Below are 22,797 nucleotides of genomic sequence, written 5' to 3'. Positions count from 1 at the left end.
TTATCACTACCTTACTCTTATTAATTTAGCTATAAAGAAACCATCCATGCCATGTATATGTGGATATATTTTTAAATATCCTTTATCTTGATTGTCTACATCTACATTTACTGCATCTATTGGAACTAGCTTGAAATTATCATTTTCCTTAAGGAAAGCATTGATTATATCTATATTTTCAACATCTTGAATAGTACAAGTACTATATACTAAAACTCCATCTATTTTAACATATTTTGAAGCATTTTTTAATATTTTACTTTGTATAGATGGTAATTCTTTAAGGTCTGCTTTTTCTTTATATTTTATTTCTGGCTTTCTTCTTATTATACCAAGACCTGAACAAGGAACATCAGCTAATACATAATCAAATTTATCTATATTATCATTGTCTAATACAGATGCATCAAAACACTGAGCTTCTATGTTTGTAAGGCCTAGTCTATTTGCAGTCGCGTTTATAAGCTTTATTTTATGTTCAAATATATCTCTAGATACTATATGTCCAGTATTGTTCATAATAGTTGCTAAGTGAGTAGTCTTTCCACCTGGAGCACTACATATATCTAATACACGTGAATTTTCTTTAGGGTTAACTATTTTCCCTACAATCATAGAACTTATATCTTGTACCGTAAATAATCCATCTTTGAATAATTTATTGTTTTCTATATTTTTAAGGTTTTCTACTCTTATTGCTTCTTCTAATGTAGATATCTTAAAGCATTTTATATTCATATCTGATAACTTACTCATAAGTTCTTCTCTAGTAGTTTTTAAAGTATTTACTCTTATGTAAATACTAGGTTTTTCATTATTTGCATCTAATAAGTCTTCTGTAAATTCTTGTCCAAATTTTTCAACCCAATTTTTTATCATCCATGGTTTATATGAATACTTTGTAGATAAATACATTATATTATCAGTGATATCTACTTTTGCTATAGTTTCTTTTTGTCTTATTACATTTCTAAGAATTGCATTTACAAATCCTGATGATTTTTTGTCAAATCCATTAACTAAATTTACAGTTTCATTTACTGCTGCATAATCTGAAACACTATCTAAAAACAGAATTTGATAAATTCCCATTTCTAAAAATATCCTTACGTGCATTTGCATTTTTTCTGCTTTCATTTTTGAAAGTTTATTCATAACATAATCTAAGTAGTTTCTATTTTCTATAACTCCATATATAAGCTCAGTTGTGAATCCTCTATCTTGATCTTTTATTTCTAATTCTTTAAAATGTTTGTTTATTGACATATTAGAATAATTTTTATTCTTTTCTATATCGCTTAGTACTTTAAATGCTATTTCTCTTGCGTTCATATAATTTTCTCCTCGAATGTCTATATTCTATTTAGATTTGCGTAGAAAAAGTCCTAGAAACACTAGGACAATCTCTGTTAATCATTATCTCTATTTGCTATTGCTAATAATCTTAACAATTGAAGAACTGATGTAAGAGCTGCTGCTACATATGTTAATGCTGCTGCTGTAAGTACTTTTCTACTTTGGCTAGCCTCTTTACCTTCTACAATTCCTAAGTTAGAAAGTTGAGCTACTGCTCTATTTGATGCATTAAACTCTACTGGTAAAGTTATTATTTGGAAGATTACAGATAATGAAAATAGTAATATTCCTATCTCTAAAAGAGGTCCTCTACTCATAAAAAATCCTAGTGCTATTAAAAACCAAGATATATTTGATGCAAAATTTACAACAGGAACTAAAGTACTTCTTAATTGAAGTGGTGCATAACCTTTAGCATGTTGAATTGCATGACCACATTCATGCGCTGCAACTGATATTGATGTTATAGAAGTTCCATAGTATACATCCTGCGACAGTCTCACAACGTTACTTCTAGGGTCATAATGATCACTTAAACGACCTTTAACCATTTCTATTGATACATTGTATAAACCATTAGAATCTAATATTTTCCTAGCTACTGCTTCTCCACTATATCCTCTAGCTGAATTTACTCTTAAGTATCTACTTGTTGTAGAAGTTACTTTAAACTGAGCATACATTGTAAATAATATTGCTGGCAGTAATATTATCATGGTAGGATCCCACATAAAATATGGATACATATAAAACACTCTCCTATACAAATTTAATTAGATGTAAAGAATTTTATTGCTTCTTCTATTTCTTTAACATCTATGCTTGTATCTACGCAAGGTCCATTGGGCCTTTTGTTAAATACACCTAAAACTGGTATCTTTCTTACATCTTGTACCCCAGCCGTTAAATCTCTTTCACAAGCTACTGCTATAATGGCTTTAGGCTTGTTATCAATAATAATTTTTCTAGCCAAAGTTCCTCCTGTAGCTACAAAAATATTTACATTTGTTTTTTCTTTTAGTTTAACTAAATCACCTATATTGCATAAACCACATTTAGCACAAGTTTCTATATTAGTTGTTACCTTCAATTTACAACTATTCTTTTGAACACAGTGTGGTATAAGTATAAGTATCTCTTCATTTTTAATATTATATTTATTACTATATATATATTTGTTATTTAGCTTTACATATACTTTTCTTATTTCATTTTTTGATATTCCTACTGAATCAGCTACAAAAGTTATCATAGGAAATAATAAGCTAACTATTTTAAAGTTAATTTTCATACCTAAAACATTAACCTTTTTATCTTTAATAACTTTGTTAGTAATTAATATAGAAAATATTATTGATAATGAAATAATTGCTGCTATCATATCTATAAATATAGTAAATATACCTGTTAAACTAGATATAAAAATATTAATAGTTACTACACTTACTATTAATATTCCTAAAAGTATGCATATTGTTGTCATATATTTTTTTGAATCTATCATATATTTCACCTAGCCTAGTATTTTTCCAGATTCTATACTATTTCCTTTTATATATTCTGATACTAGTACTCTTTTCTTCCCTGGCATTTGTAATTCTTCTATTAAGATAATATTCTCTTTAGTGCTTACTCTCATTCCTTCTTTATCTACTTTAAGCACAGTTCCACAAGGTTTATCACTAGTTTCACTTAACACTTTAGTTTTCCACACTTTAATAGTTTTATCGTCATATGTTGTATATGCACTTGGCCATGGATTTACACCTCTTACAAGATTATGTATTTCTTTGGCACTTTTGTTCCAATTTATATTTCCTAAGGCTTTATTCATCATCGGTGCATAAGTGAATTCTTCATGATTTTGTTTTTCTCTAGGTGCACACCCTTTTTCTATTAAATCTAGAGTTTCTTTTAGTGTTTGTGCTCCTATTTCCATCATTTTATCATGAAGTTGACCTGCATTTATTTCATCATCAAGTTTAAATTCTGTTTTTAATATCATATCTCCAGTGTCTAAACCTTCATCCATGTACATAGTAGTTACGCCAGTTTTATCTTCTCCATTTATTATAACCCAATTTATAGGAGCTGCTCCTCTGTACTTTGGTAATAATGAAACATGAACATTTATACATCCTAACTTAGGAATGTCAAGTATAGCCTTTGGAAGAATTTGGCCAAATGCTACTACCACTATAACATCTGGATTAAGCTCTTTTATAGTTTCTATAAAGCTTTCTTCTCTAGCTTTTAGTGGTTGATATACTGATATATCATATTTTAGTGCAAGTTCCTTTACAGGTGGCATCCCTAATTTTTTACCTCTATTTTGAGGTTTATCAGGTTGAGTTACAACACCTATAACTTCATGTTTTTCATCTATTATCTTTTGTAAACATCCAGTTGCAATTTCTGGAGTTCCCATAAATACTATTTTCATATTTTCAACTCCTATTACTTTTGTATTTTATCTACAAACAATACTCCATCTAAGTGATCTATTTCATGGCAAAATGCTCTTGCTAAAAGTTCTTCGCCCTCTATTTCAAATAATTGACCTTTTCTATTAAACGCTCTTACTTTTACTTTGTAAGGTCTTTTAACTTCTCCAGCTTCACCTACAACACTTAAACATCCTTCGTCATCTATTTGTTCTCCAGATGTTTGTATTATTTCTGGGTTTATAAGTTCTATTATTCCATCACCTATATCTATCACAGCTATCCTTTTAAGTATTCCAACTTGAGGTGCTGCAAGTCCTACTCCATCGAAGTGATACATTGTATCAGCCATATCTTCTAATAATTGTATTATTTTTTCATCAACTTTTTCTACCTTCTTTGATTTTTTTCTTAGTACCGGTTCTCCTATTTGAACTACTTCTCTTAATGCCATTTTAAATTCCTCCTACTTTTATAATACGCTGTTTGGGTTAATATCTATTGATACATTAACGTCTTTATTAAATACAACATCTCTCTTTGTTATACATATATATTTTATTATACCCTTTAATAAATTTATTTCAATATTATCATCTTTAAATAATATTTGCCATCTATAATTTTGGTTTATTTTAGCTATTGAACAAGGATTTGGTCCTAATATAAATTCAAAATCATTTATTCCTCTATTTTTTAATAAGTAAATAATAGAATTATACATATTTTCACTGTTTTGTTTTACAACTTTTTCATTTTCTCCACTTATAACTACACTTATCATATTATTAAATGGAGAATATCCAAAAGCTTTCCTAATTTTTATTTCATCGCTATAGAAGCCTTCATAATCATAATTTATAGCTCTTCTTATTGCATAATGGTCTGTATCATAAGTTTGAAGTATTACTTTTCCTTCTTTATCACTTCTCCCTGCACGACCAGAAACTTGCGTTATTAATTGGAAAGTATTTTCAAAGCTTTTAAAATCAGGAAAATTCAACATCATATCTGCTGATAAGATACCTACTAAAGTAACATTTTCAAAATCCAATCCTTTACTAAGCATTTGTGTTCCTATTAATATATCTGCTTCTTCATTTTTAAACTTATTTAATATTTCCTCTAAAGATCCTTTTTTAGATGTAGTGTCCTTGTCCATCCTAAGAATTTTAGCATCTGGAAATATAGTTTTTAGTTCTTCTTCAATTTTTTGAGTCCCAACTCCAAACGGCTTTATATACTTACTGCCACAGTCTGGACATTCTTTTGGTATTTCTTTTTCATATCCACAATAATGGCATCTCCCTATATTTTTGCCTTTGTGATAAGTTAATGATATATCACAATTTTCGCATTGAAAAACATATCCACATGCTCTACAAGATACAAAGCTTGCATATCCTCTTCTATTTAAAAATAGTATTACCTGACTTTTATTTTTAATAGCTTCTTGTATTTCATTTTGTAAAGGGATACTAAATATACTTTTGTTTCCATTGTTCAATTGTCCTTTCATATCTATAACTTTTATTTTAGGAAGTGGTTTGTTGTTGGCTCTGTTTTTTATCTCTATAAGTTCATATTCATTATTTTTAACTTTATAATATTCATCTATTGGAGGAGTTGCTGAACCCAATATTAAAGATATATCATTTTTAATGGACATATATTTAGCTATTTCTATTGCACTAAATTTAGGGTTTTTTTCTGATTTATATGAAGTTTCATGAAATTCATCTATTATTATAACACCTAAACTATTAAATGGTGCAAATAATGCTGATCTCGCTCCTACTAAAATTCTAATTTTACCTGCTTTTATAGCCTTATATACATCATGTTTTTGACCTTCTGATAATTGACTATGAAATACTCCTACGATATCTCCAAATCTATTTTTAAATCTAGATATAGTTTGTGGAGTAAGTGCAATTTCAGGAACCAACACTATACTATCTAAGCCTTGCTTTAGGGCATAGTCAATAACTTCCATGTAAACTTCTGTTTTCCCACTACCAGTTATTCCATGCAGCATATACGGCTTTTTATTTTCCTCAAACATTTGTGATGTTATTTTATTTATTGCATACTGCTGTTCATTATTTAAAATTATATCTTTGTATGAAGATTTATAAATGCTATTGGGGTTTCTATAATAATCTTCTAGTTTCAAAGTAATTAAATTTTTATCATATAATGATGTAATACTTTTTTTAGAAGCATTTAACAATTCCATTAAATCATTTATTTCTATATTGTTATTATTTTTTAGAAATTTAACTATTTCTTTTTGTTTACTTCCTAAATTTATTTTATTATCTTTTATATAATCATCAAGTTCATCGCTATCCATTGTTAATGATATATAACATATTTTTTTCTCATTTTTGTGGTCTTTATATTCCCAATATAAGTTTATAATTTGTTTTTTAGCCATTCTATCTAACAAACTATTAACATTTTGAATATCTTTTATTTTTTCAACTTTTATTTTTCCTTTATTGCTTATTATAAGTTCTATTACTTTAGTTTGATTCTCATTTAATGTTAATAAAAATTCTTTAAATTTATGCTCACTTAAATTATCAATACTTTCATTTAATGTTACTACTTTATAATTATTTAATTTATATCCTTTTGGATAAATTAAATTTATACAATCTATATATGTGCATAGATACCTATTTTTCATCCAATTTACTAATTCTAAATCTTCAACTCTAAATATTGGTTTTTCATCTAGCACATCAACTATTTCTTTTGTTTTTATATCTTCATCTAAGTTATCTATAATTTCAAATACAAAAGCTTCTGTTGGCTTATTTCCTCTTCCAAAAGGAACTAATACTCTGTGCCCTATACTCAATTCATTTATTAAAAAGTCAGGTACTTTGTATGTAAATAAATTATCTGTGTATATAGTGTTACTTCTTACTACTAATTTTGCATATTTCTCCATATATATAACCTCTGTTTTTACAAGTTATTTTACTCAGTGGATTTTTAATTTGATATCCTTCAATTCAAAAATAAAGCATCTATATTTAATAGATGCTTATCTTTTAAGTAGCATTGTTATTTTATCTAAAATAACATTTGCTACCTCTTCTTTTTTCATTTTAGGATATTCTGTAATATTTCCTTGTTTATCTATGATTTTAACTATATTAGTATCAACGCCAAATCCTGCGCCTTCTTTAGTTAAATCATTTGCTACTATAAAGTCTAAATTTTTCTTTTGAACTTTACCTTTTGCATTTTCTATAAGATCATTAGTTTCAGCTGCAAAGCCAACTAATATTTTATCTTTTTTTATTTTTCCAATTTCATAAGCAATATCTTTATTTCTATCTAACTCTATAGATAAATCATCATTAGATTTTTTTATTTTTTTATCAGAATAATCTTTAGGCTTATAATCTGCTACTGCTGCACTTTTTATTATAACTTGATTTTCATCAAAGTTTTCTATAACTGCATCATACATATCTTTAGCACTTTCTATCCTAACAAGTTTTTTAAGATTTTGTGGTGGTGTTAAGTTTGTAGGTCCAGATATTAAAGTTACGTCTGCACCTCTATTTATAGCTTGAGAAGCTATTGCATAACCCATTTTTCCACTTGATCTATTGCTTATAAATCTTACAGGGTCTATACTTTCCATTGTAGGCCCAGCTGTTATTATTATGCTTTTTCCTTTTAAATCTTGTTTAGTACTAAGTAACTTAACAACTTCATCAACTATAGTCTCTGGAGTAGCTAATTTACCTCTACCTATATCTCCGCAAGCAAGTCTTCCGCTTTCAGGTTCAACAAAATTATATCCAAGTTCTTTTAATGTATTTATATTCCTTTGAACTACAGGATTTTCATACATATTAGTATTCATAGCTGGTGCTATTAAAACCTTAGCTTTTGTAGCCATGACTGTCGTTGTAAGCATATCATCTGCTATACCATTAGCCATTTTACCTATAACATTAGCAGTTGCAGGTGCTATTAAAAATACAGCTGCTTTTTTTGCTAAAGATATATGTTCTACATCCCAAGTCTTAGGGTCTTCGAACATATCACAAACTACATAATTTTGGCTTAAAGATTGAAATGATAATGGAGTAACAAACTCTGTAGCAGATTTTGTCATTATAACATTAACATTTACTCCTAGTTTTTTTAATCGACTTATAACATCTAAGGTTTTATATACTGCTATACCACCGCTTACGCCAATTACAACAGTTTTATCTTTAAACATATAAAATTACTCCTGCTCTATAGTTTTTTGTTGCTCTGCATGATGTCTAGCTTCTGCTATTTCTATTTCCTCTTCAGTTAATAATCTATAGCTTATTTCTCCGTCAACAACTTCTTGAGTTGCTAAATTAACTGGCTTAGTTTCTTTGTTTGAATTTGCAACATAAGTTTCAGCACCATCTATTAATTCTCTTGCTCTCTTTGAAACAGTCCCAACTAAGTAGTATCTGTTGTCTATTTTGTCTAGTACTTCATTTATTGATGGTTTTAACATATTATAATTCCTCCTTGAATTTATCTATTATATTATTTTTGTATCTAGTGACTTTGTTCTTTTCAGATAATATTATACTTTCTACTTCTTTAGCTGATTTAGCTACATCACCATTAACTACAAAATAATCATAGTTTACTATCTGGTTTATTTCTTTAAATGCACAACTGAATCTTTTTTCTATTTCTTCTTTAGTTTCAGTCCCTCTTCCAACTATCCTATTTTTTAATTCTTGTAAAGATGGAGGTAGTACGAATATAAATACACCTTCTGGATATACTTCTTTTATTTGCACTGCACCTTGCATTTCTATCTCTAGTATAACATCTTGCCCATTTTCTAAGCACTCTATTATAGCTGCCTTAGGAGTTCCATAAAAATTATCGTAAATTTGAGCATATTCTAAAAACTCACCTTTACTTATCATATCTTGAAACTTTTCTTTCTCTAAGAAGAAATAATTAACTCCTTCAACTTCACCATTTCTAGGTTTTCTAGTAGTGGCTGACACAGATAATTTTATTTGGTCATTTTGTTTTAATAGTTCTTTGCATATTGTACCTTTTCCAGCACCAGATGGTCCTGATACAACTAATAACAGCCCTTTTCTCTTAAGCATTATTATCTTCCTTTCCAATTATAAAAATGTTTATTATTTCACTTAAACTTATGTTATATTTTCTATTCTATATTTTGAATTTGTTCTCTTATTTTTTCTAACTCAGATTTAACTTCTACTACTAAATTAGTTATGTTTAAGTCTGAAGATTTTGATCCAATTGTATTTGTCTCTCTGTTCATTTCTTGAATTAAGAAATCTATTTTTCTTCCTATAGATTCATTTTTTACAATAGTTTTTTTAAGTTGTTGTATATGACTTTCAAATCTAACTATTTCTTCAGTTATGCTACTTTTATCAGCATACATTGCTACTTCTTGAGCTAATCTATTTTCATCTACTAAACTTGGGTTTTCTAGTATCTCACCTATCCTATTGTTTAGCTTTTCTTTATAATCAATAACAACATTATAAGAGTACTTTTCTATTTCTTCAATATAATTTTTAAGAAGATCACATCTCTTTATAACATCTTGTGCTAATTTTTCACCTTCTTCAGATCTCATCTCTTTTAACTTACATAGAGCTTCTTCTAAAGCTTTTTTAAGCATAGACCATAAAACATCTTCATCTTCTTCTTTTTCTTCACTTTTCACGACATCAGGAAACTTAGCTATATTCATAACACTTATATCATCTACTAAATCAAATTTATCTCTTATTTGCTTTAATATATCTACATATTGACTAGCTAAGGCCTCATCAAACTTTAAGTTTACATCCTCATCACCTAATACGTCAAGCTTTATGTATAAATCTACTCTTCCTCTTTTTACATAATCTTTTATTAAATTTCTTGCTTTATCTTCTAAAAATGATATTTTTCTTGGTAGACGAATATTTATATCTGCGTACTTATGATTTATAGTTTTACATTCTATTAAAAAAGAATACTTATCGTCTTTATACTCTCCTCTTCCAAAACCTGTCATACTTATAGCCATATTATACCTCCAAAGTTTCTTCATATATTTTTATAGCTAGTCCTATCATAAATAAAACCGTCTATATCTATTTTTACACATCCATCTTATGATGCTATATTTACATTTTTTTCTATTTTAATCTATATAATTAGATAATACTTAAAAGATATTATTCTTACTTACATAGGCGACTTCTAAATTTTCATAATATCGCCATTTTAAATTTAAATCCCTAACTTAATATTATACAATATATTAGTTAGAAAAGGAAATTATATAATATTTTTTTTATTTTTTTTTATAAAAACTTGATTAAGTTAAGCTACCTATTCACATTATATATATTATATGTAATAATTAATTTACTTACATTTTTATGTAAAAGAAAGGAGTAATTATTATGGCGTTAGATGGTTTAGTTATACATTCTATAGTTGATGAATTAAATTCAAAGCTTTTAGGTGGTAAAATAGATAAAGTTCATCAACCTGAAAATGATGAAATGGTTTTACATATACGTAACAATCAAGAAAATTTTAAGTTAATTTTAAGTGCTAGTGCTTCAAATCCAAGAGTTTATATAGCAAACAACTCTAAAAAGGAAAATCCTATCAATGCACCAATGTTTTGTATGTTATTTAGAAAGCATATTCAAGGTGGTAATATAGTAGGTATTTGCCAAGTTGATTTTGAAAGAATTATAAAAATTAGTGTTGAGTCTTTTGATGAACTAAAAGAGAAAACTACAAAAGACATTATTATAGAAATTATGGGAAGACACAGTAATATAATTCTTACTCATACATCTGATGATAAAATAATAGACTCTGCTAAAAGAATCCCACCTAGTATAAGTAGGGTTCGTCAAATACTACCGGGAATGAGCTACACATTACCTCCTGAACAAGATAAAATAAATCCACTTGAAAATATATCTATAAACGAATTTATAAGCACTTTAAATACTTTTGATGGAAATATTTCTAAAGCTATTTATTCTAAATTTCTCGGCATAAGTCCAATTATTTCCAAGGAAATTTGTTTTAGGGCTAATGTTGATGAAAAAAGTAATATAAAAGATATGTCAGATGATGATTTTAAATGCTTATACAATGCTTTTTCTACTTTATTTGACGACATTAAATCTAATAACTATTCACCATCCATAGTTATTGATGAAAATATAGATAAAGTTGTAGATTTCAGTTGTGTTAATTTAAGCTTATTTAGTGGTTTATCATTCATAAATAATGATAGTATGTCTAAAATACTAGAAGATTATTATAAAACTAAAGATATAAAAGATAGGATTCATCAGCGTTCTTCTGATCTTAGAAAAAGTATATCTATAAAGTTAGATAGACTCTATAACAAATTAAAAAAACAACAAGAAGAACTTGCAGTTTCTAATAGTGCCGATAAATATAAAATTAAAGGTGAATTACTTACATCATATATATATATGGTTGAAAAAGGAATGGAAAATATCGAAGTTTCTAATTTCTATGACCCAGAATATAAAAATATAACTATAGCTTTAAATAAAAATCTTACACCTTCTGAAAATGCACAAAAATACTTTAAAAGATATTCTAAAATGAAAACTGCTAAAGTAGAATTAACTCATCAGATTCAAATAAGTGAAGAAGAAATAGATTATTTAGAAAACATTATTTTAAGTATAGAAAACTGCGAAAACCTAGCTGAACTTCTTGATATAAGAGAAGAATTGGGCAAATTTGGATATATAAAAATTAAAAATAAGAATAAAAAAGAAGTTAAATTAGCTGCAAAACCAAGTAAACTTACTACAAAACCACACGAATTTATAAGTTCTGATGGGTTTAAAATTTTAGTTGGTAAAAATAATAAACAAAATGATTTCCTTACTTTAAAGATTGCAGAAAATAACGATATATGGATGCATACTAAGAATATTCCAGGCTCTCATGTTATTATAAAATGCGAAGGAAAAGAAGTTCCTGATCAAACTATATTTGAAGGCGGTATGCTTGCTGCTTACTTTAGTAAAGGTAAGTTATCATCTAAGGTTCCTGTTGATTATACTAATAAGAAAAACATAAAAAAACCTAACGGATCAAAACCAGGTATGGTAATTTATGATACTAACAGTACAGTTTATGTAGATCCAAATGAAGAATTAGTTGCTAAATTAAAAATCAAAGAATAGAGACAAAAATGCTGTAGAGAACTTATATAAAACAATTTCTCTACAGCATTTTATTTATTTTGATAATTCTTTGTATTCTTTTTCATTCTTTGGAACTTTTATCTCGCCACTTATTACTTTTTCAGCTTCTTTATTAACATAATCTATTATCTCTTTAGGTACGTGGTTATTAGTGTTTTCTGATATACCTACTGCGCCTTCTTTTAAGCCATATACCTTTTCTACTCCACCCTTATAGTTTCCTTCAACTAATTCTTTAGCTAAGTCATAAGATGCCACGTTTAACTTCTTTAAAGCTGATGTTATTACATTATCTTTTGCTAAATAGCTTTGATCTCTATCTACACCTATTGCAAATTTATCATTTTCTCTTGCTGCTTCTATAGCACCTGTTCCTACATCTCCTGCTGCAGATAATATTAAATCTGCATTTGATGAATACATTTGTTTAGCTATTGATTTTCCTTTAGCTTGATCACTAAATGAGTTAGCGAATTGCTCTAATACATTAATTTCTTTATTTGTAGATTCTACTCCATACTTATATCCATTTTGATATTTAACTACAGATGGTGCTGGTAATCCACCTATAAATCCAACTGTATTAGTTTTAGTCATTTTAGCTGCTAAAATTCCTGTTAAGTATGCTGCCTCTTCTTCTTTAAATACTACTGGTACTACATTTTCTGGTATTTTATCATATGTTTCATCCATTAATGCAAATTTTTGGTTTGGATAATCTTTTGCTGATTCTTCTATAGAATCTTTTAATTGATACCCTACCCCTATTATTAAATCGGTTTCTTCGTCTACTAATGTTTCTATATTTTGTATGTAATCTGATTCTTGTTTTGACTCAAAGTATTTTACACTTATACCAAAATCTTTTTCTGCTTTTTTTAGACCTTCCCATGTAGATTGATTAAATGACTGATCATTTATACTACCTTCTCCTAAAACTATACCTATAGACATAGGTTCTTTTTCACTACTTTTATCTGATGAACACCCTGTTAATACTGATAAACATAATACTGCTGACACTGCTATTGATATTAATTTTTTTAACTTCATTCGTTCCTCCTAAAATGTCATTACATTAACTTTTTATTTCTTGACGACAATTTTTTATTGTACAAGATTTCCATATACATGTCTATAGTTTTTGTATATAAAACAACATAAAAATCCCTTTATTAGATTTATACTTTCAATCTAATAAAGGGTTCTAATTTCTTTTTAATTATACTGTTGTAGTTTGTGGAGTTATTGATTTTTTTTCTTTTTCTAATTTAAACTCCTTATTGTTTAAAACTCTATTTAATAAAATACCCACTATCGCTGCTAAACTAAGTCCTGTTATTGTTACACTTTGCGTCACAGGTATTCCTATTACAATTCCTTTGTTACTTAAGTATGTTGTTCCTAATCCAATAATCATTATAGTAACTATGATAATTATATTATTTTTATTTTGTACACACTCACTGTCTTTTATAGTTTTAAATCCTACAAAAGTTATCATAGAGAATAATAATATACTTATTCCTCCCATAACCGCTACTGGTATACTTTGTAAAAATCCACCAAACTTACCTATACATGCAAGCCCTATCGCTAGCACTGCTGTACGTCTTAATAATGATGGGTCATAATTTTTAGTTATTGCAAGTACTGCTGTGTTTTCTCCATAAGTAGTATTTGCTGGTCCTCCTAAAAATCCTGCTGCTATCGTAGCTAATCCATCTCCAAGTAAAGTTTTGTTTAATCCTGGGTTTTCTATGAAATTCTTTCCTACAACCGCTCCGTTAGTAGTCATATCACCTATATGTTCCATAAATACTGCTATTACTACCGGTGCTATTAACACTATTGCTTCTAAGCTAAACTTAGGAAGTGTGAAGTTTGGTATTTGAAAGAAACTAGCTTTTGTTATTGTACTAATATCTACTAATCCCATTGATAAGCATATTGCATATCCAGAAAATACGGCTATCAATATTCCTAATTGCTTTATAAATCCTTTACCGAACTTATTTATAGTAATTGCTATTGCTAAAGTTATTATTGATATTAATATATTTGATGATGCCATATCAAATGCAGTTGGTAATAAGTTTAATCCTATAACACCTATCATTGCTCCTGTTACTTGAGATGGGAAGTATATTTTGATTTTATCTACTCCTACTATTTTAACTGTAAACGACATAGCTACATATAGTAAGCCAGCTACCATAATTCCACCTTGAGCATATGCTAAGTCTCCATTGAATGCCTCTTTAGCCGCTAATATAACTGGAATAAATGCAAAACTTGATCCTAAAAATACTGGTACCTTTCCTTCTGTACAAAAGTGGAATATTAAAGTTCCAAGACCAGAACAAAATATTGCTACTAATGGATCAAACCCTGTTAATATTGGAACTAATACTGTAGCTCCAAACATCGCTAGTAAATGTTGTAATGACATTATTGTTTTTTTCATAAAAAAACCTCCCTTGATTTTTTAGGGAGAAATAATTCTCCCTTTCCCAGCATCTCTGCACTGGATTAAAAGGTGCTATATATCTTATATAGTGTACGTTACTACTCTTTTATTGTTACTGAATCTTCGCCATCTGTTTCTAATAATTTAACTGATATAATTTCATGTTTAGATGTTGGAACATTTTTACCTACGTAATCTGCTCTTACAGGTAACTCTCTGTGACCTCTGTCTACTAATACTGCAAGTTGTATTGATTTAGGTCTTCCTATATCAACTATAGCATCTAGTGACGCTCTTACAGTTCTACCTGTATACAATACATCGTCTACTAAAATAACTATTTTATCATTTATATTAAAATCTATATTTGACCCATTAAGTACTGGATCTATATCTATTTTTTTTAAATCATCTCTATATAAAGTTATATCAACTTCACCTGTATCAATTTTACTACCTTCTATTTGCTCAATTTTTTTAGATATTCTATTTGCAATAGGTACTCCTCTAGTCTTTATACCTACTAAAACTATATCTTCTATACCTTTATTTTTTTCTATTATTTCATGACTAACCCTTGTTATTGCTCTTGATATTGCTTTTTCATCCATTAATTGGGCTTTTTCTCTCATGGGCAACCTCCTAATATATATTAAGTTTATTAATCTAAAAAGCTCCTTATCATAAGACAAGAAGCTTGTATGTACTAAAATTTAAAACTCACTTTATAAGTAATAATACTTATGGCAAGTTAATTTATGCTTTTGCCTTATGATATCGCTGTATCACTTAAAGGTATTTTATTTAGTTGTTAGAAACATTATATACTTTTATGCTAGTTTTTGCAATGCTTATTTAAGTTTGTTGATTATATCTTGAAAATAAGTAGGCAATTGTGAATCAAATTCTACATATTCTTTACTGCTTGGGTGTATAAATCCTAATTTCTTAGCATGTAATGTTTGACCATTAGTTTTAAATTTATTATTTTTAGGTCCATAAACATTGTCTCCTAAAAGCGGATGATTTATAGATAACGCATGCACTCTTATTTGATGAGTTCTACCTGTTTCAAGTCTAGCTCTCATATGTGTAAAGTTTTCATATCTTTTTACAACTTCAAAATGAGTAACTGCATTTCTACCATCTTTTACTATTGCCATTTTAAGTCTATCTTTAGGATTTCTTCCTATTGGTCTGTCTACAGTTATTTTATCTTCTTTCACGACACCGTGACATATAAACTCATACTCTCTAGTTATAGAATGGTCCTTTAACTGTTCTGCTAAGCTATTATGAGCGTTGTTATTTTTAGCTATCATTAATAACCCTGATGTATCTTTATCTATTCTATGCACTATTCCAGGTCTTATAATTCCATTTATAGATGATAAATTGTCTTTGCAGTGATATAGTATTGCATTAACTAATGTATTTTCATAATTTCCTGGAGCTGGATGAACTACCACGTCCTGTTGCTTATTTACTATAAGCAAATCACTATCCTCATAAACAATATCTATTGGTATGTCTTGAGGTGTAACTTCTAATAATTTAGGCGCTGGTATTTCTATTACTACCTTATCATCTTCTTTTACTAAATATTTTCCTTTTTGTTCTTTATTATTTACTTTTACTTTTTTCTCTTTTATTATCTTTTGAATGTAGCTTCTTGACATATCTCCAAGTTGAGATGATAAATATACATCTAATCTATCTCCTTCTTCTTCATCAATAACTAAAAATTCTCTTATCTCGTCCATTACTTCACCTGCTTTTCTTCCTCAAAAAATATTATATATGCACACAGCATTATCGTTCCTACTACTACAAAAATATCTGCTATATTAAATACATATTCCCAAATAAATCTAAAATCAAAATAATCTACTACAAATCCAATTCTTATTCTATCTATAAGATTTCCTATTGCACCTGCTATTATAAGTATGATGCTGACTTTTCCTAAGAAGTTTACTTTTTTAGTATGTAAATAGTATAATCCAAATACTGAAGCAGTTAATGCAACTATTATAAATATACTTTGATTATTTTGCAACATTCCAAATGCTGCACCTCTATTTTCTACATATGTAAGATGAAACACATTTTCAATTATAGGTATACTTTCCATTTCTTTTAACGAATTTAATGCCCATATTTTAGAAGCTTGATCTATTCCTATTAATAAAACTATTATCAATTCGTATAACAATATTTTTTCCTCCCAATTTATTATATAATACTATTATACAAAAAAAAGCTTCCTAATTGGAAGCCTGTTATTATTTATATAATTTTAATTTTTTATTTTTGAGTAGGTTGGTCTTTATCTATTTTTTCCATAAGCTGAGATACTGTTACAAATTCATATCCCATCTCTTTTAATTTAGGTATTATAATATCTAATGCTTGTATAGTTTGAGACTTTTTGTTTCTTAAATTATTATAATCATGCAAAAGGACTATATTACCATTTTTAACTTTTGAAGTTATAGTATCAACTATATAATAAACGCCTGGATTTGACCAATCTCTAGGGTCTAGGTTAGACCACAAAATTATGTTCATATTTTTATTTTTAGCAATACTACACATATCTCTACTTATAGCTCTATATGGAGGTCTAAATAAATTCGGTTCTCTTCCTATAACCTCTTTTATTGCCTTTTGAGTATCACTTATTTCTTTTTCTATTTCTCCATAATTTCTTTTGGATACATTTATATGAGTAAATGTATGATTTCCTATTTCGTGACCTTCTTCATTTTCTCTTTTCAAAAGTTTGGGATTCCATTTCACTTTTTCTCCAACAACAAAAAAAGTTGCTTTAACATCGTATTTTTTTAATATATCCAGTACTTGTGGTGTAAAGTCTGCATCTGGTCCATCATCAAAAGTTAGAGCAATTATCTTTTCATCATCATTGCCCTTTTTTATTATTATATCTTCATAGTCACTTATTATATCTTCCTTTGTATTCATAACTTCATTATCACTTAAGTTTTCTTTATTATTATATGAATATACTCCTATTGCTAAAAATAACACTATAAGTGATATATTTAATGAGTTTTTCACATTTAATACCTCTTTTCTTTATCAATCTAATTCAGATTCATCATTAGGCATTTTATTCATTTCTTGAAGTTCTAGTAATACTTCATCGTAAAATCCAGAGCCCTTATTTATAAGATTTTGATTGAACTCTCTACTTGTTATATGCTTTTTTGGCTGATGTTTTGCACAATCGCTACATAAATTAGTTTCTGGGAGTATATCTAGTCTTTCTTCATCTATTTGTTTTTGACACTCTTCACATATACCATAGTTTCCGTTTTCTATTTTAGATAGTGCATTTTCTATGTTATCAAGTTTCCCTGCTTCATGAACAGTTAAACTATTTTGCATATCTTGCATATAAACTTCTGTACCTATATCAGCTGGATGATTATCATAGCTTGATAATTCACCTGATGTATATTTTTCACTAGTATGATCTGTCGTATCTCCAAAGACTGTATTATCCTTCATTTCAGAAATCAACTTACTTAATTTTTGTTTTTCTTCTAACAATTGTTTTTTGTATTTATTAGCGTCCATATTTATCTACCCTTTCTATATTCATCTACAATATTCATTAATTTAGCTATATACTCTCCTATTACAGGTAAATCAACCCAACTACTCATCATATAAAATAATAAACCTGCTAAAAAAGTAAAGCCTATAGCTTGACCAAATCCTTTCCCTAGTCCTGCTACGAAATTTATTAAAAATAACCTTCTTTTGCTATCCGTTAACATCATATAATCCCTTATTCTGCTTCTTTCTATAGTTAGTAAAAGTCTTTCTAAATATCTTCTCATTAAGCCTAAATCTTCTGACGTTTTTTCACATAAATTTAACTCATTCATAGCACGATCAAGATCTTTCATATTCACAGGATTTTGATTATTTAGGTTATTTTCTTCTTTATATTTAATATGCATCACTTCCTTTTGTGAAAAGCTAATACAAAAATAGTATGTGAAGAAATTAATCGTTGTATGTGCTATAATGTAAAAAAGTAAGGAGGTTTTTTGATGTTTAATTTAGAAGATTGTGTTTGCTTTATAAGCAACAAATGTAATAAAGAAATAATAGAAGCTTTTAACAATAGTTTATTGCCATATAATATTACAAGACCTCAATGGATTGCTATTTATTATATACAAAAAAATGAAAGTATAACCCAAAAACAACTTTCTAATCTTATAGATTCTAAAGAATCTACTATAGTTAGATTAATAGATAGAATGGAAAAAGAAAACTTAGTTGAAAGAAAAAAAGATCCTAATGATAGGAGAATAACAATGCTTTGCTTAACATCTAAAGGTAAATCTACATACAATGAGATACTACCTATTTCAATAAATTTTTCTAAAAATATTATAAAAGACATAGATGAAAATGACTTGATTATATTTAAAAATGTGTTTAATAAAATACTAAAAAATAGTAAAACTCTATAATAATAGTTGATGTTATTATAGAGTTTTGTTATAATTATTTTAAATAGTTGCATAGCTAATTATTAGCTATGCAATATACATATTTCAAGGGGGTATTTTACATGTATAATGTACGAGAAATGTTAAATTCATTTTCACAAGGTTTAGAGAAATTAACAGAAACTAATAAACAAAATGTAGCTGCATTTAGTAGACTTTTAAGTTCAACTTATAAGCCAGGGGCTTTAGACACTAAAACAAAAGAATTAATGAGTGTTGCTATTGGGGTTTATAGTCGTTGTGAATATTGTATCGTTTATCACTGTTATAAGGCTTTAGAATCAGGCGCTACTAGAGAAGAAATACTAGAATCTGCTATGGTTTCTGTAGCTTTTGGTGGTGGTCCTTCTATGGCTTACACGTCTACTCTTTTAAGTGAGTGTTTAGATGAGTTTGAAAAAGATTTTAAATAAAAAACAAAAAAGGAGTTAATTTCAACTCCTTTTTTTGTTTAATCTATAAAAATTTACGTTCTATTAATCCTACTTTTTTGTATACTTTTCTTAATGTTTTTCTAGCTTGTTTTTCAGCTTTATTTGCACCTAGTGCGTATACATTTTCTAAATAATCTTTATTATTTAAAAGGTCATTGTATTTTTCTCTAATAGGTCTTAAAGTTTCTACAATCACTTCAGCTACATCTTCTTTAAATACTCCATATCCCTTACCTTCATACATAGATAATAATTCTTCTATCGACTTATTGTCTAGTTGAGAATAAATGTCTAATAAGTTCTTTATTCCTGGTTGTTCATCTGTATAATTTACTATACCTAGTGAATCAGTTACACTTCTTTTTACTTTTCTTCTTATTGTATCTGTATCATCAGCTAAAAGTATAAATGAATTTTCATTAGAATCTGACTTACTCATTTTTTTAGTAGGCTCTTGTAAACTCATTACTCTTCCTACCTCTTTTGGTATATATGGATCTGGTATCTTAAATGTTTCAGAATATCTATTATTAAATCTAGCTCCTAAATCACGAGCTAGTTCTAAATGTTGTTTTTGGTCTTCTCCAACTGGAACTAAATCAGTTTGATATAAAAGTATATCCGCTGCCATAAGTACTGGGTATGTGAATAATCCTGAATTTAAGTTAGCTTCACTTTTTTGTGATTTATCCTTAAATTGAGTCATTCTACTTAACTCACCCATATAAGTCATTGTGCTTAATATCCACATAAGCTCAGTATGTGCACTTACATGAGATTGTATAAATATAGTATTTTTTTCTGGATCTAATCCACACGCTAAATATTGAGCAAGTAATTGCATAGTATTAGCTCTTAAATCTTTAGCTTCTTGAGGTACTGTTATAGCATGTAAATCAACTACACTGTAAAAACAATCATACTCATCTTGAAGCTTAGTCCAGTTTTGTATAGCCCCTAGGTAGTTTCCTAAAGTCATTTTTCCAGATGGTTGAGCACCACTGAATATTATTTTCTTTTCACTCATTTATATCACCCCTATATCGATTTTAACATGTTAACTACTATATCTTTAGAATTATGAGCTGCATCTTGAACAAATTCATCATATGTTATATCAGCAGTTCCATCAGCTTTGTCAGACATCGCTCTTATTATTACAAATGGTGTAGCATTTAACGAACATACATGAGCAATAGCAGCCCCTTCCATTTCTCCACAATATGCATCAAATTCATTTACTAATTCATCTTTTAATTCTTTAGAGCTTATGAATATATCTCCTGATACAACTCTTCCTTTAACTACTTTATGAGTTTTAGTTTCTGCTACTGAAGACTCATAAGCTGCTTTTACAAGTCTTTCATCTGCTACGAAAGTTGAACTCTCCATTCTTGGTATTACACCTTTTTTATCTCCAAATACAGTTGTATCAAAATCGTGTTGTATTGCATCTGTTGATATAACTATATCATATACACCTAAATCAGCATGCAATGCCCCTGCAACACCTGTATTAACTATTGCATCTACATCAAATTCACTTATTAATATTTGTGTACATAATGCTGAATTTACTTTACCTATTCCACATCTTACTAAAACTATTTCTTTTCCTTCTAATATTCCTTTGTAAAATTTCAAACTAGCCTTTTCTACAGTTTCCCTAACTTCCATTAGTTGTACTAATATATCTACTTCTTCATCCATTGCTCCGATTATACCTATTCTGTTCATGAGAACCTCCTATGTTTTCAAATATTAAAAAATCCGCCCTATATTAAACTATAGGACGGATATATTTCCGTGGTACCACCTAAATTATATATGCTTAAAGCACATATCACTTAATATCTGCTGTAACGTGCAGTCACGATATAAGCTACTCTACAAATGTATTTCACTTTATTCCTCCAAGGTCCATTCGCTAAATTCTTTATGCTAAGTTCTCAACATCCTTAACTCTCTGTATTAAAGTTTTTTTAGTTACTAATCCTTTTCTTAGGATTTAATTATTAATTTCTTATTTTATAATATGCTTTGCATTAAAATTTGTCAACTATATAGTATAGTAAATATTCATTATATAAAGTATTTACTAAGCCAATGCCTTAGATATTTCTGTGTTCTTAGTCATAAATTTAACCAATATAGGTATAAAAACTATCTGCACTATCATTCCAGGTATAGCTTTAGCTAAACTTCCAAATACAAACATCAAAGGACTAACTTGAGGAGCTATAGTAAGTGATACTAAAAATGCACCAACTACAGCAAATAACCTTCCACCTATCATAGCACCTACTAAAGATATATATGTGTTCTTTGTTTTGCCAAATAAAAATCCTGTTATAATTCCATACGCACAAAGTTCAAAAACCATTATAGGCATAACAGGAACTAACGGTGGCATTCCTGTCATAAAACTACTTAATATAGGAGTAAGTGCTCCAACTATTCCACCATATAATGGTCCTAATAAAAATCCAGCTATTAAAACCGGTATATGCATTGGTAAAAATATTGATCCTGCTAAATTAACTGTATGAAATATCATAGGAACTATTATACCAAATGCTATAAACAACCCTGACAAAACTATTTTCTTATTTCTCATAATCCAATCCCCCTAAATTATGTATTCTAACTTTTACTTATAACTAAGTAGTAAATTTCATCATTTTCAAAAGCATCTACTACGTTCAATCCTACTTCTTCAAATAACAGCTTTTGCTCAATAACTGGAATAAGAATATCTTTGCTAACTCTTTCATCTTTTTCTTTATGCATATTATTTAAGAAAAATCTGCTATTAGAATGAGCTATTATTAGTTTTCCATTTTCTTTTAAGTTCTTTTCAACTAAAAACTTAATTGTAGATGTTTTGTCTTTTAAATGTGGAAACATAGAATAAAGAATTATTTTATCATAACTTTCATTAATCGTAGATGTTTCAATATCTACCAGTTCAAAAGTTACATTATCTATATTTTTGAATTTTTCATTAGCAATATCAAGCATTCCCTGTGAAATATCTATTCCTTTTATCCCCCCGTTAGGATTTATCTTTTTCAAGAATGGAATTAAAACTCCCGTTCCAGTACCTACATCTAATATACTAGTATTATCTTTTATGTTTATTTTAGATAAAAGAATGTTTATTTTTTCTTCATTCACTTCTATAATAGTATCCCATTCTTTTGCTATAGAGTCGAAAAATTCTACTTGACCCATAATATATCTCCTTTTTTA

25 protein-coding genes and 1 other annotated feature are annotated in these 22,797 nt (G+C 28.1%); of the genes, 3 read left to right on the top strand and 22 right to left on the bottom strand.

Translation table 11 applies throughout. The annotated features are described in order from the left end of the window. Positions 1 to 6: 6 nt before the first annotated feature. From rsmB to QOZ84_RS06115, 10 genes are all read right to left on the bottom strand, one after another. Entirely contained in the window at positions 7 to 1,332 is a 1,326-nt protein-coding gene (gene rsmB / locus QOZ84_RS06160; protein WP_284132088.1) for a 16S rRNA (cytosine(967)-C(5))-methyltransferase RsmB, read from the bottom strand. Between the two features lie 77 nt (positions 1,333 to 1,409). Further along, positions 1,410 to 2,102: a zinc metallopeptidase gene (locus tag QOZ84_RS06155; RefSeq protein ID WP_284132087.1), complete on the bottom strand. Its 693-nt coding sequence runs from the start codon at positions 2,100 to 2,102 to the stop codon at positions 1,410 to 1,412. A gap of 23 nt (positions 2,103 to 2,125) precedes the next feature. Continuing rightward, positions 2,126 to 2,860: a DUF116 domain-containing protein gene (locus QOZ84_RS06150; protein WP_284132086.1), complete on the bottom strand. Its 735-nt coding sequence runs from the start codon at positions 2,858 to 2,860 to the stop codon at positions 2,126 to 2,128. 9 nt (positions 2,861 to 2,869) lie between these two features. Next, positions 2,870 to 3,799, bottom strand: coding sequence for a methionyl-tRNA formyltransferase (gene fmt / locus QOZ84_RS06145; RefSeq protein WP_284132085.1), 930 nt, complete (start codon positions 3,797 to 3,799; stop codon positions 2,870 to 2,872). A 14-nt stretch (positions 3,800 to 3,813) separates the two neighbouring features. After that, on the bottom strand, positions 3,814 to 4,254 hold the full coding sequence (gene def, locus QOZ84_RS06140; RefSeq protein WP_026900401.1) for a peptide deformylase: 441 nt from the start codon (positions 4,252 to 4,254) through the stop codon (positions 3,814 to 3,816). 18 nt (positions 4,255 to 4,272) lie between these two features. Then, on the bottom strand, positions 4,273 to 6,762 hold the full coding sequence (gene priA / locus QOZ84_RS06135; RefSeq protein WP_284132084.1) for a primosomal protein N': 2,490 nt from the start codon (positions 6,760 to 6,762) through the stop codon (positions 4,273 to 4,275). A 96-nt stretch (positions 6,763 to 6,858) separates the two neighbouring features. Then, positions 6,859 to 8,058 (bottom strand): bifunctional phosphopantothenoylcysteine decarboxylase/phosphopantothenate--cysteine ligase CoaBC, encoded by a 1,200-nt coding sequence (gene coaBC, locus QOZ84_RS06130; protein ID WP_284132083.1) that lies wholly within the window; start codon positions 8,056 to 8,058, stop codon positions 6,859 to 6,861. A gap of 6 nt (positions 8,059 to 8,064) precedes the next feature. Beyond that, on the bottom strand, positions 8,065 to 8,331 hold the full coding sequence (rpoZ, locus tag QOZ84_RS06125) for a DNA-directed RNA polymerase subunit omega (protein ID WP_284132082.1): 267 nt from the start codon (positions 8,329 to 8,331) through the stop codon (positions 8,065 to 8,067). A gap of 1 nt (position 8,332) precedes the next feature. Beyond that, entirely contained in the window at positions 8,333 to 8,950 is a 618-nt protein-coding gene (gene gmk, locus QOZ84_RS06120) for a guanylate kinase (protein ID WP_284132081.1), read from the bottom strand. Between the two features lie 62 nt (positions 8,951 to 9,012). Beyond that, on the bottom strand, positions 9,013 to 9,894 hold the full coding sequence (locus QOZ84_RS06115; protein WP_284132080.1) for a YicC/YloC family endoribonuclease: 882 nt from the start codon (positions 9,892 to 9,894) through the stop codon (positions 9,013 to 9,015). A 382-nt stretch (positions 9,895 to 10,276) separates the two neighbouring features. Here QOZ84_RS06115 and QOZ84_RS06110 point away from each other — a divergent pair, with 382 nt between their 5' ends. Next, the gene (locus QOZ84_RS06110; protein ID WP_284132079.1) at positions 10,277 to 12,067 is read left to right on the top strand and encodes an Rqc2 family fibronectin-binding protein; all 1,791 of its coding nucleotides are present in this window, start codon (positions 10,277 to 10,279) and stop codon (positions 12,065 to 12,067) included. Between the two features lie 54 nt (positions 12,068 to 12,121). Here QOZ84_RS06110 and QOZ84_RS06105 read toward each other — a convergent pair whose 3' ends face one another. The 8 genes from QOZ84_RS06105 to QOZ84_RS06070 form a co-directional block, all read right to left on the bottom strand. Next, positions 12,122 to 13,141: a BMP family lipoprotein gene (locus QOZ84_RS06105; protein ID WP_284132078.1), complete on the bottom strand. Its 1,020-nt coding sequence runs from the start codon at positions 13,139 to 13,141 to the stop codon at positions 12,122 to 12,124. A 169-nt stretch (positions 13,142 to 13,310) separates the two neighbouring features. Continuing rightward, entirely contained in the window at positions 13,311 to 14,555 is a 1,245-nt protein-coding gene (locus tag QOZ84_RS06100; RefSeq protein WP_284132077.1) for a uracil-xanthine permease family protein, read from the bottom strand. 101 nt (positions 14,556 to 14,656) lie between these two features. Beyond that, a complete protein-coding gene (pyrR, locus tag QOZ84_RS06095) occupies positions 14,657 to 15,190 on the bottom strand; it encodes a bifunctional pyr operon transcriptional regulator/uracil phosphoribosyltransferase PyrR (protein ID WP_284132076.1) in 534 nt (177 codons plus the stop codon). A gap of 219 nt (positions 15,191 to 15,409) precedes the next feature. Beyond that, complete coding sequence (locus QOZ84_RS06090) at positions 15,410 to 16,321, bottom strand: RluA family pseudouridine synthase (protein ID WP_284132075.1); 912 nt, start codon at positions 16,319 to 16,321, stop codon at positions 15,410 to 15,412. Next, complete coding sequence (lspA, locus tag QOZ84_RS06085) at positions 16,321 to 16,773, bottom strand: signal peptidase II (RefSeq protein WP_284132074.1); 453 nt, start codon at positions 16,771 to 16,773, stop codon at positions 16,321 to 16,323. Before lspA ends, QOZ84_RS06090 begins: the two co-directional genes overlap by 1 nt. Before the next feature lie 92 nt (positions 16,774 to 16,865). Beyond that, on the bottom strand, positions 16,866 to 17,639 hold the full coding sequence (locus QOZ84_RS06080; protein WP_284132073.1) for a polysaccharide deacetylase family protein: 774 nt from the start codon (positions 17,637 to 17,639) through the stop codon (positions 16,866 to 16,868). A 21-nt stretch (positions 17,640 to 17,660) separates the two neighbouring features. Beyond that, entirely contained in the window at positions 17,661 to 18,161 is a 501-nt protein-coding gene (locus QOZ84_RS06075; RefSeq protein WP_284132072.1) for a TraR/DksA C4-type zinc finger protein, read from the bottom strand. A 2-nt stretch (positions 18,162 to 18,163) separates the two neighbouring features. Beyond that, entirely contained in the window at positions 18,164 to 18,550 is a 387-nt protein-coding gene (locus QOZ84_RS06070; RefSeq protein WP_284132071.1) for a DUF5665 domain-containing protein, read from the bottom strand. Positions 18,551 to 18,643: 93 nt separating this feature from the next. Here QOZ84_RS06070 and QOZ84_RS06065 point away from each other — a divergent pair, with 93 nt between their 5' ends. Both QOZ84_RS06065 and QOZ84_RS06060 read left to right on the top strand, forming a co-directional pair. Next, complete coding sequence (locus QOZ84_RS06065) at positions 18,644 to 19,072, top strand: MarR family winged helix-turn-helix transcriptional regulator (RefSeq protein ID WP_284132070.1); 429 nt, start codon at positions 18,644 to 18,646, stop codon at positions 19,070 to 19,072. A 101-nt stretch (positions 19,073 to 19,173) separates the two neighbouring features. Further along, on the top strand, positions 19,174 to 19,524 hold the full coding sequence (locus QOZ84_RS06060; RefSeq protein WP_284132069.1) for a carboxymuconolactone decarboxylase family protein: 351 nt from the start codon (positions 19,174 to 19,176) through the stop codon (positions 19,522 to 19,524). A gap of 43 nt (positions 19,525 to 19,567) precedes the next feature. Here the strand turns inward: QOZ84_RS06060 and trpS are convergent, their stop codons facing one another. The 4 genes from trpS to QOZ84_RS06040 all read right to left on the bottom strand — a co-directional run bounded on the left by trpS (position 19,568) and on the right by QOZ84_RS06040 (position 22,779). Next, positions 19,568 to 20,572, bottom strand: a complete 1,005-nt coding sequence (trpS, locus tag QOZ84_RS06055) for a tryptophan--tRNA ligase (protein ID WP_284132068.1) — start codon at positions 20,570 to 20,572, stop codon at positions 19,568 to 19,570. Positions 20,573 to 20,583: 11 nt separating this feature from the next. After that, positions 20,584 to 21,282, bottom strand: coding sequence for a 5'-methylthioadenosine/adenosylhomocysteine nucleosidase (locus QOZ84_RS06050; RefSeq protein WP_284132067.1), 699 nt, complete (start codon positions 21,280 to 21,282; stop codon positions 20,584 to 20,586). A 48-nt stretch (positions 21,283 to 21,330) separates the two neighbouring features. Further along, positions 21,331 to 21,557: a binding site (T-box leader), on the bottom strand. An 86-nt stretch (positions 21,558 to 21,643) separates the two neighbouring features. After that, entirely contained in the window at positions 21,644 to 22,162 is a 519-nt protein-coding gene (locus QOZ84_RS06045) for an ECF transporter S component (protein WP_284132066.1), read from the bottom strand. 26 nt (positions 22,163 to 22,188) lie between these two features. Continuing rightward, positions 22,189 to 22,779 carry a class I SAM-dependent methyltransferase gene (locus QOZ84_RS06040; RefSeq protein WP_284132065.1) on the bottom strand — a complete coding sequence of 197 codons (591 nt, stop codon included), beginning with the start codon at positions 22,777 to 22,779 and terminating at the stop codon, positions 22,189 to 22,191. Between the last annotated feature and the right edge of the window lie 18 nt (positions 22,780 to 22,797).

Origin of the sequence: Romboutsia sedimentorum, assembly GCF_030131845.1 — a bacterium.
Lineage (GTDB): Bacteria > Bacillota > Clostridia > Peptostreptococcales > Peptostreptococcaceae > Romboutsia_D > Romboutsia_D sedimentorum.
This window is presented reverse-complemented; position numbering and strand designations above follow the sequence as displayed.

Coding starts and splice junctions, on each gene's coding strand:
- rsmB (WP_284132088.1), bottom strand. CDS start 1,332: ATGAACGCAAGAGAAATAGCATTTAAAGTACTAAGCGATATAGAAAAG.
- QOZ84_RS06155 (WP_284132087.1), bottom strand. CDS start 2,102: ATGTATCCATATTTTATGTGGGATCCTACCATGATAATATTACTGCCA.
- QOZ84_RS06150 (WP_284132086.1), bottom strand. CDS start 2,860: ATGATAGATTCAAAAAAATATATGACAACAATATGCATACTTTTAGGA.
- fmt (WP_284132085.1), bottom strand. CDS start 3,799: ATGAAAATAGTATTTATGGGAACTCCAGAAATTGCAACTGGATGTTTA.
- def (WP_026900401.1), bottom strand. CDS start 4,254: ATGGCATTAAGAGAAGTAGTTCAAATAGGAGAACCGGTACTAAGAAAA.
- priA (WP_284132084.1), bottom strand. CDS start 6,762: ATGGAGAAATATGCAAAATTAGTAGTAAGAAGTAACACTATATACACA.
- coaBC (WP_284132083.1), bottom strand. CDS start 8,058: ATGTTTAAAGATAAAACTGTTGTAATTGGCGTAAGCGGTGGTATAGCA.
- rpoZ (WP_284132082.1), bottom strand. CDS start 8,331: ATGTTAAAACCATCAATAAATGAAGTACTAGACAAAATAGACAACAGA.
- gmk (WP_284132081.1), bottom strand. CDS start 8,950: ATGCTTAAGAGAAAAGGGCTGTTATTAGTTGTATCAGGACCATCTGGT.
- QOZ84_RS06115 (WP_284132080.1), bottom strand. CDS start 9,894: ATGGCTATAAGTATGACAGGTTTTGGAAGAGGAGAGTATAAAGACGAT.
- QOZ84_RS06110 (WP_284132079.1), top strand. CDS start 10,277: ATGGCGTTAGATGGTTTAGTTATACATTCTATAGTTGATGAATTAAAT.
- QOZ84_RS06105 (WP_284132078.1), bottom strand. CDS start 13,141: ATGAAGTTAAAAAAATTAATATCAATAGCAGTGTCAGCAGTATTATGT.
- QOZ84_RS06100 (WP_284132077.1), bottom strand. CDS start 14,555: ATGAAAAAAACAATAATGTCATTACAACATTTACTAGCGATGTTTGGA.
- pyrR (WP_284132076.1), bottom strand. CDS start 15,190: ATGAGAGAAAAAGCCCAATTAATGGATGAAAAAGCAATATCAAGAGCA.
- QOZ84_RS06090 (WP_284132075.1), bottom strand. CDS start 16,321: ATGGACGAGATAAGAGAATTTTTAGTTATTGATGAAGAAGAAGGAGAT.
- QOZ84_RS06075 (WP_284132072.1), bottom strand. CDS start 18,161: ATGGACGCTAATAAATACAAAAAACAATTGTTAGAAGAAAAACAAAAA.
- QOZ84_RS06070 (WP_284132071.1), bottom strand. CDS start 18,550: ATGCATATTAAATATAAAGAAGAAAATAACCTAAATAATCAAAATCCT.
- QOZ84_RS06065 (WP_284132070.1), top strand. CDS start 18,644: ATGTTTAATTTAGAAGATTGTGTTTGCTTTATAAGCAACAAATGTAAT.
- QOZ84_RS06060 (WP_284132069.1), top strand. CDS start 19,174: ATGTATAATGTACGAGAAATGTTAAATTCATTTTCACAAGGTTTAGAG.
- trpS (WP_284132068.1), bottom strand. CDS start 20,572: ATGAGTGAAAAGAAAATAATATTCAGTGGTGCTCAACCATCTGGAAAA.
- QOZ84_RS06050 (WP_284132067.1), bottom strand. CDS start 21,282: ATGAACAGAATAGGTATAATCGGAGCAATGGATGAAGAAGTAGATATA.
- QOZ84_RS06045 (WP_284132066.1), bottom strand. CDS start 22,162: ATGAGAAATAAGAAAATAGTTTTGTCAGGGTTGTTTATAGCATTTGGT.
- QOZ84_RS06040 (WP_284132065.1), bottom strand. CDS start 22,779: ATGGGTCAAGTAGAATTTTTCGACTCTATAGCAAAAGAATGGGATACT.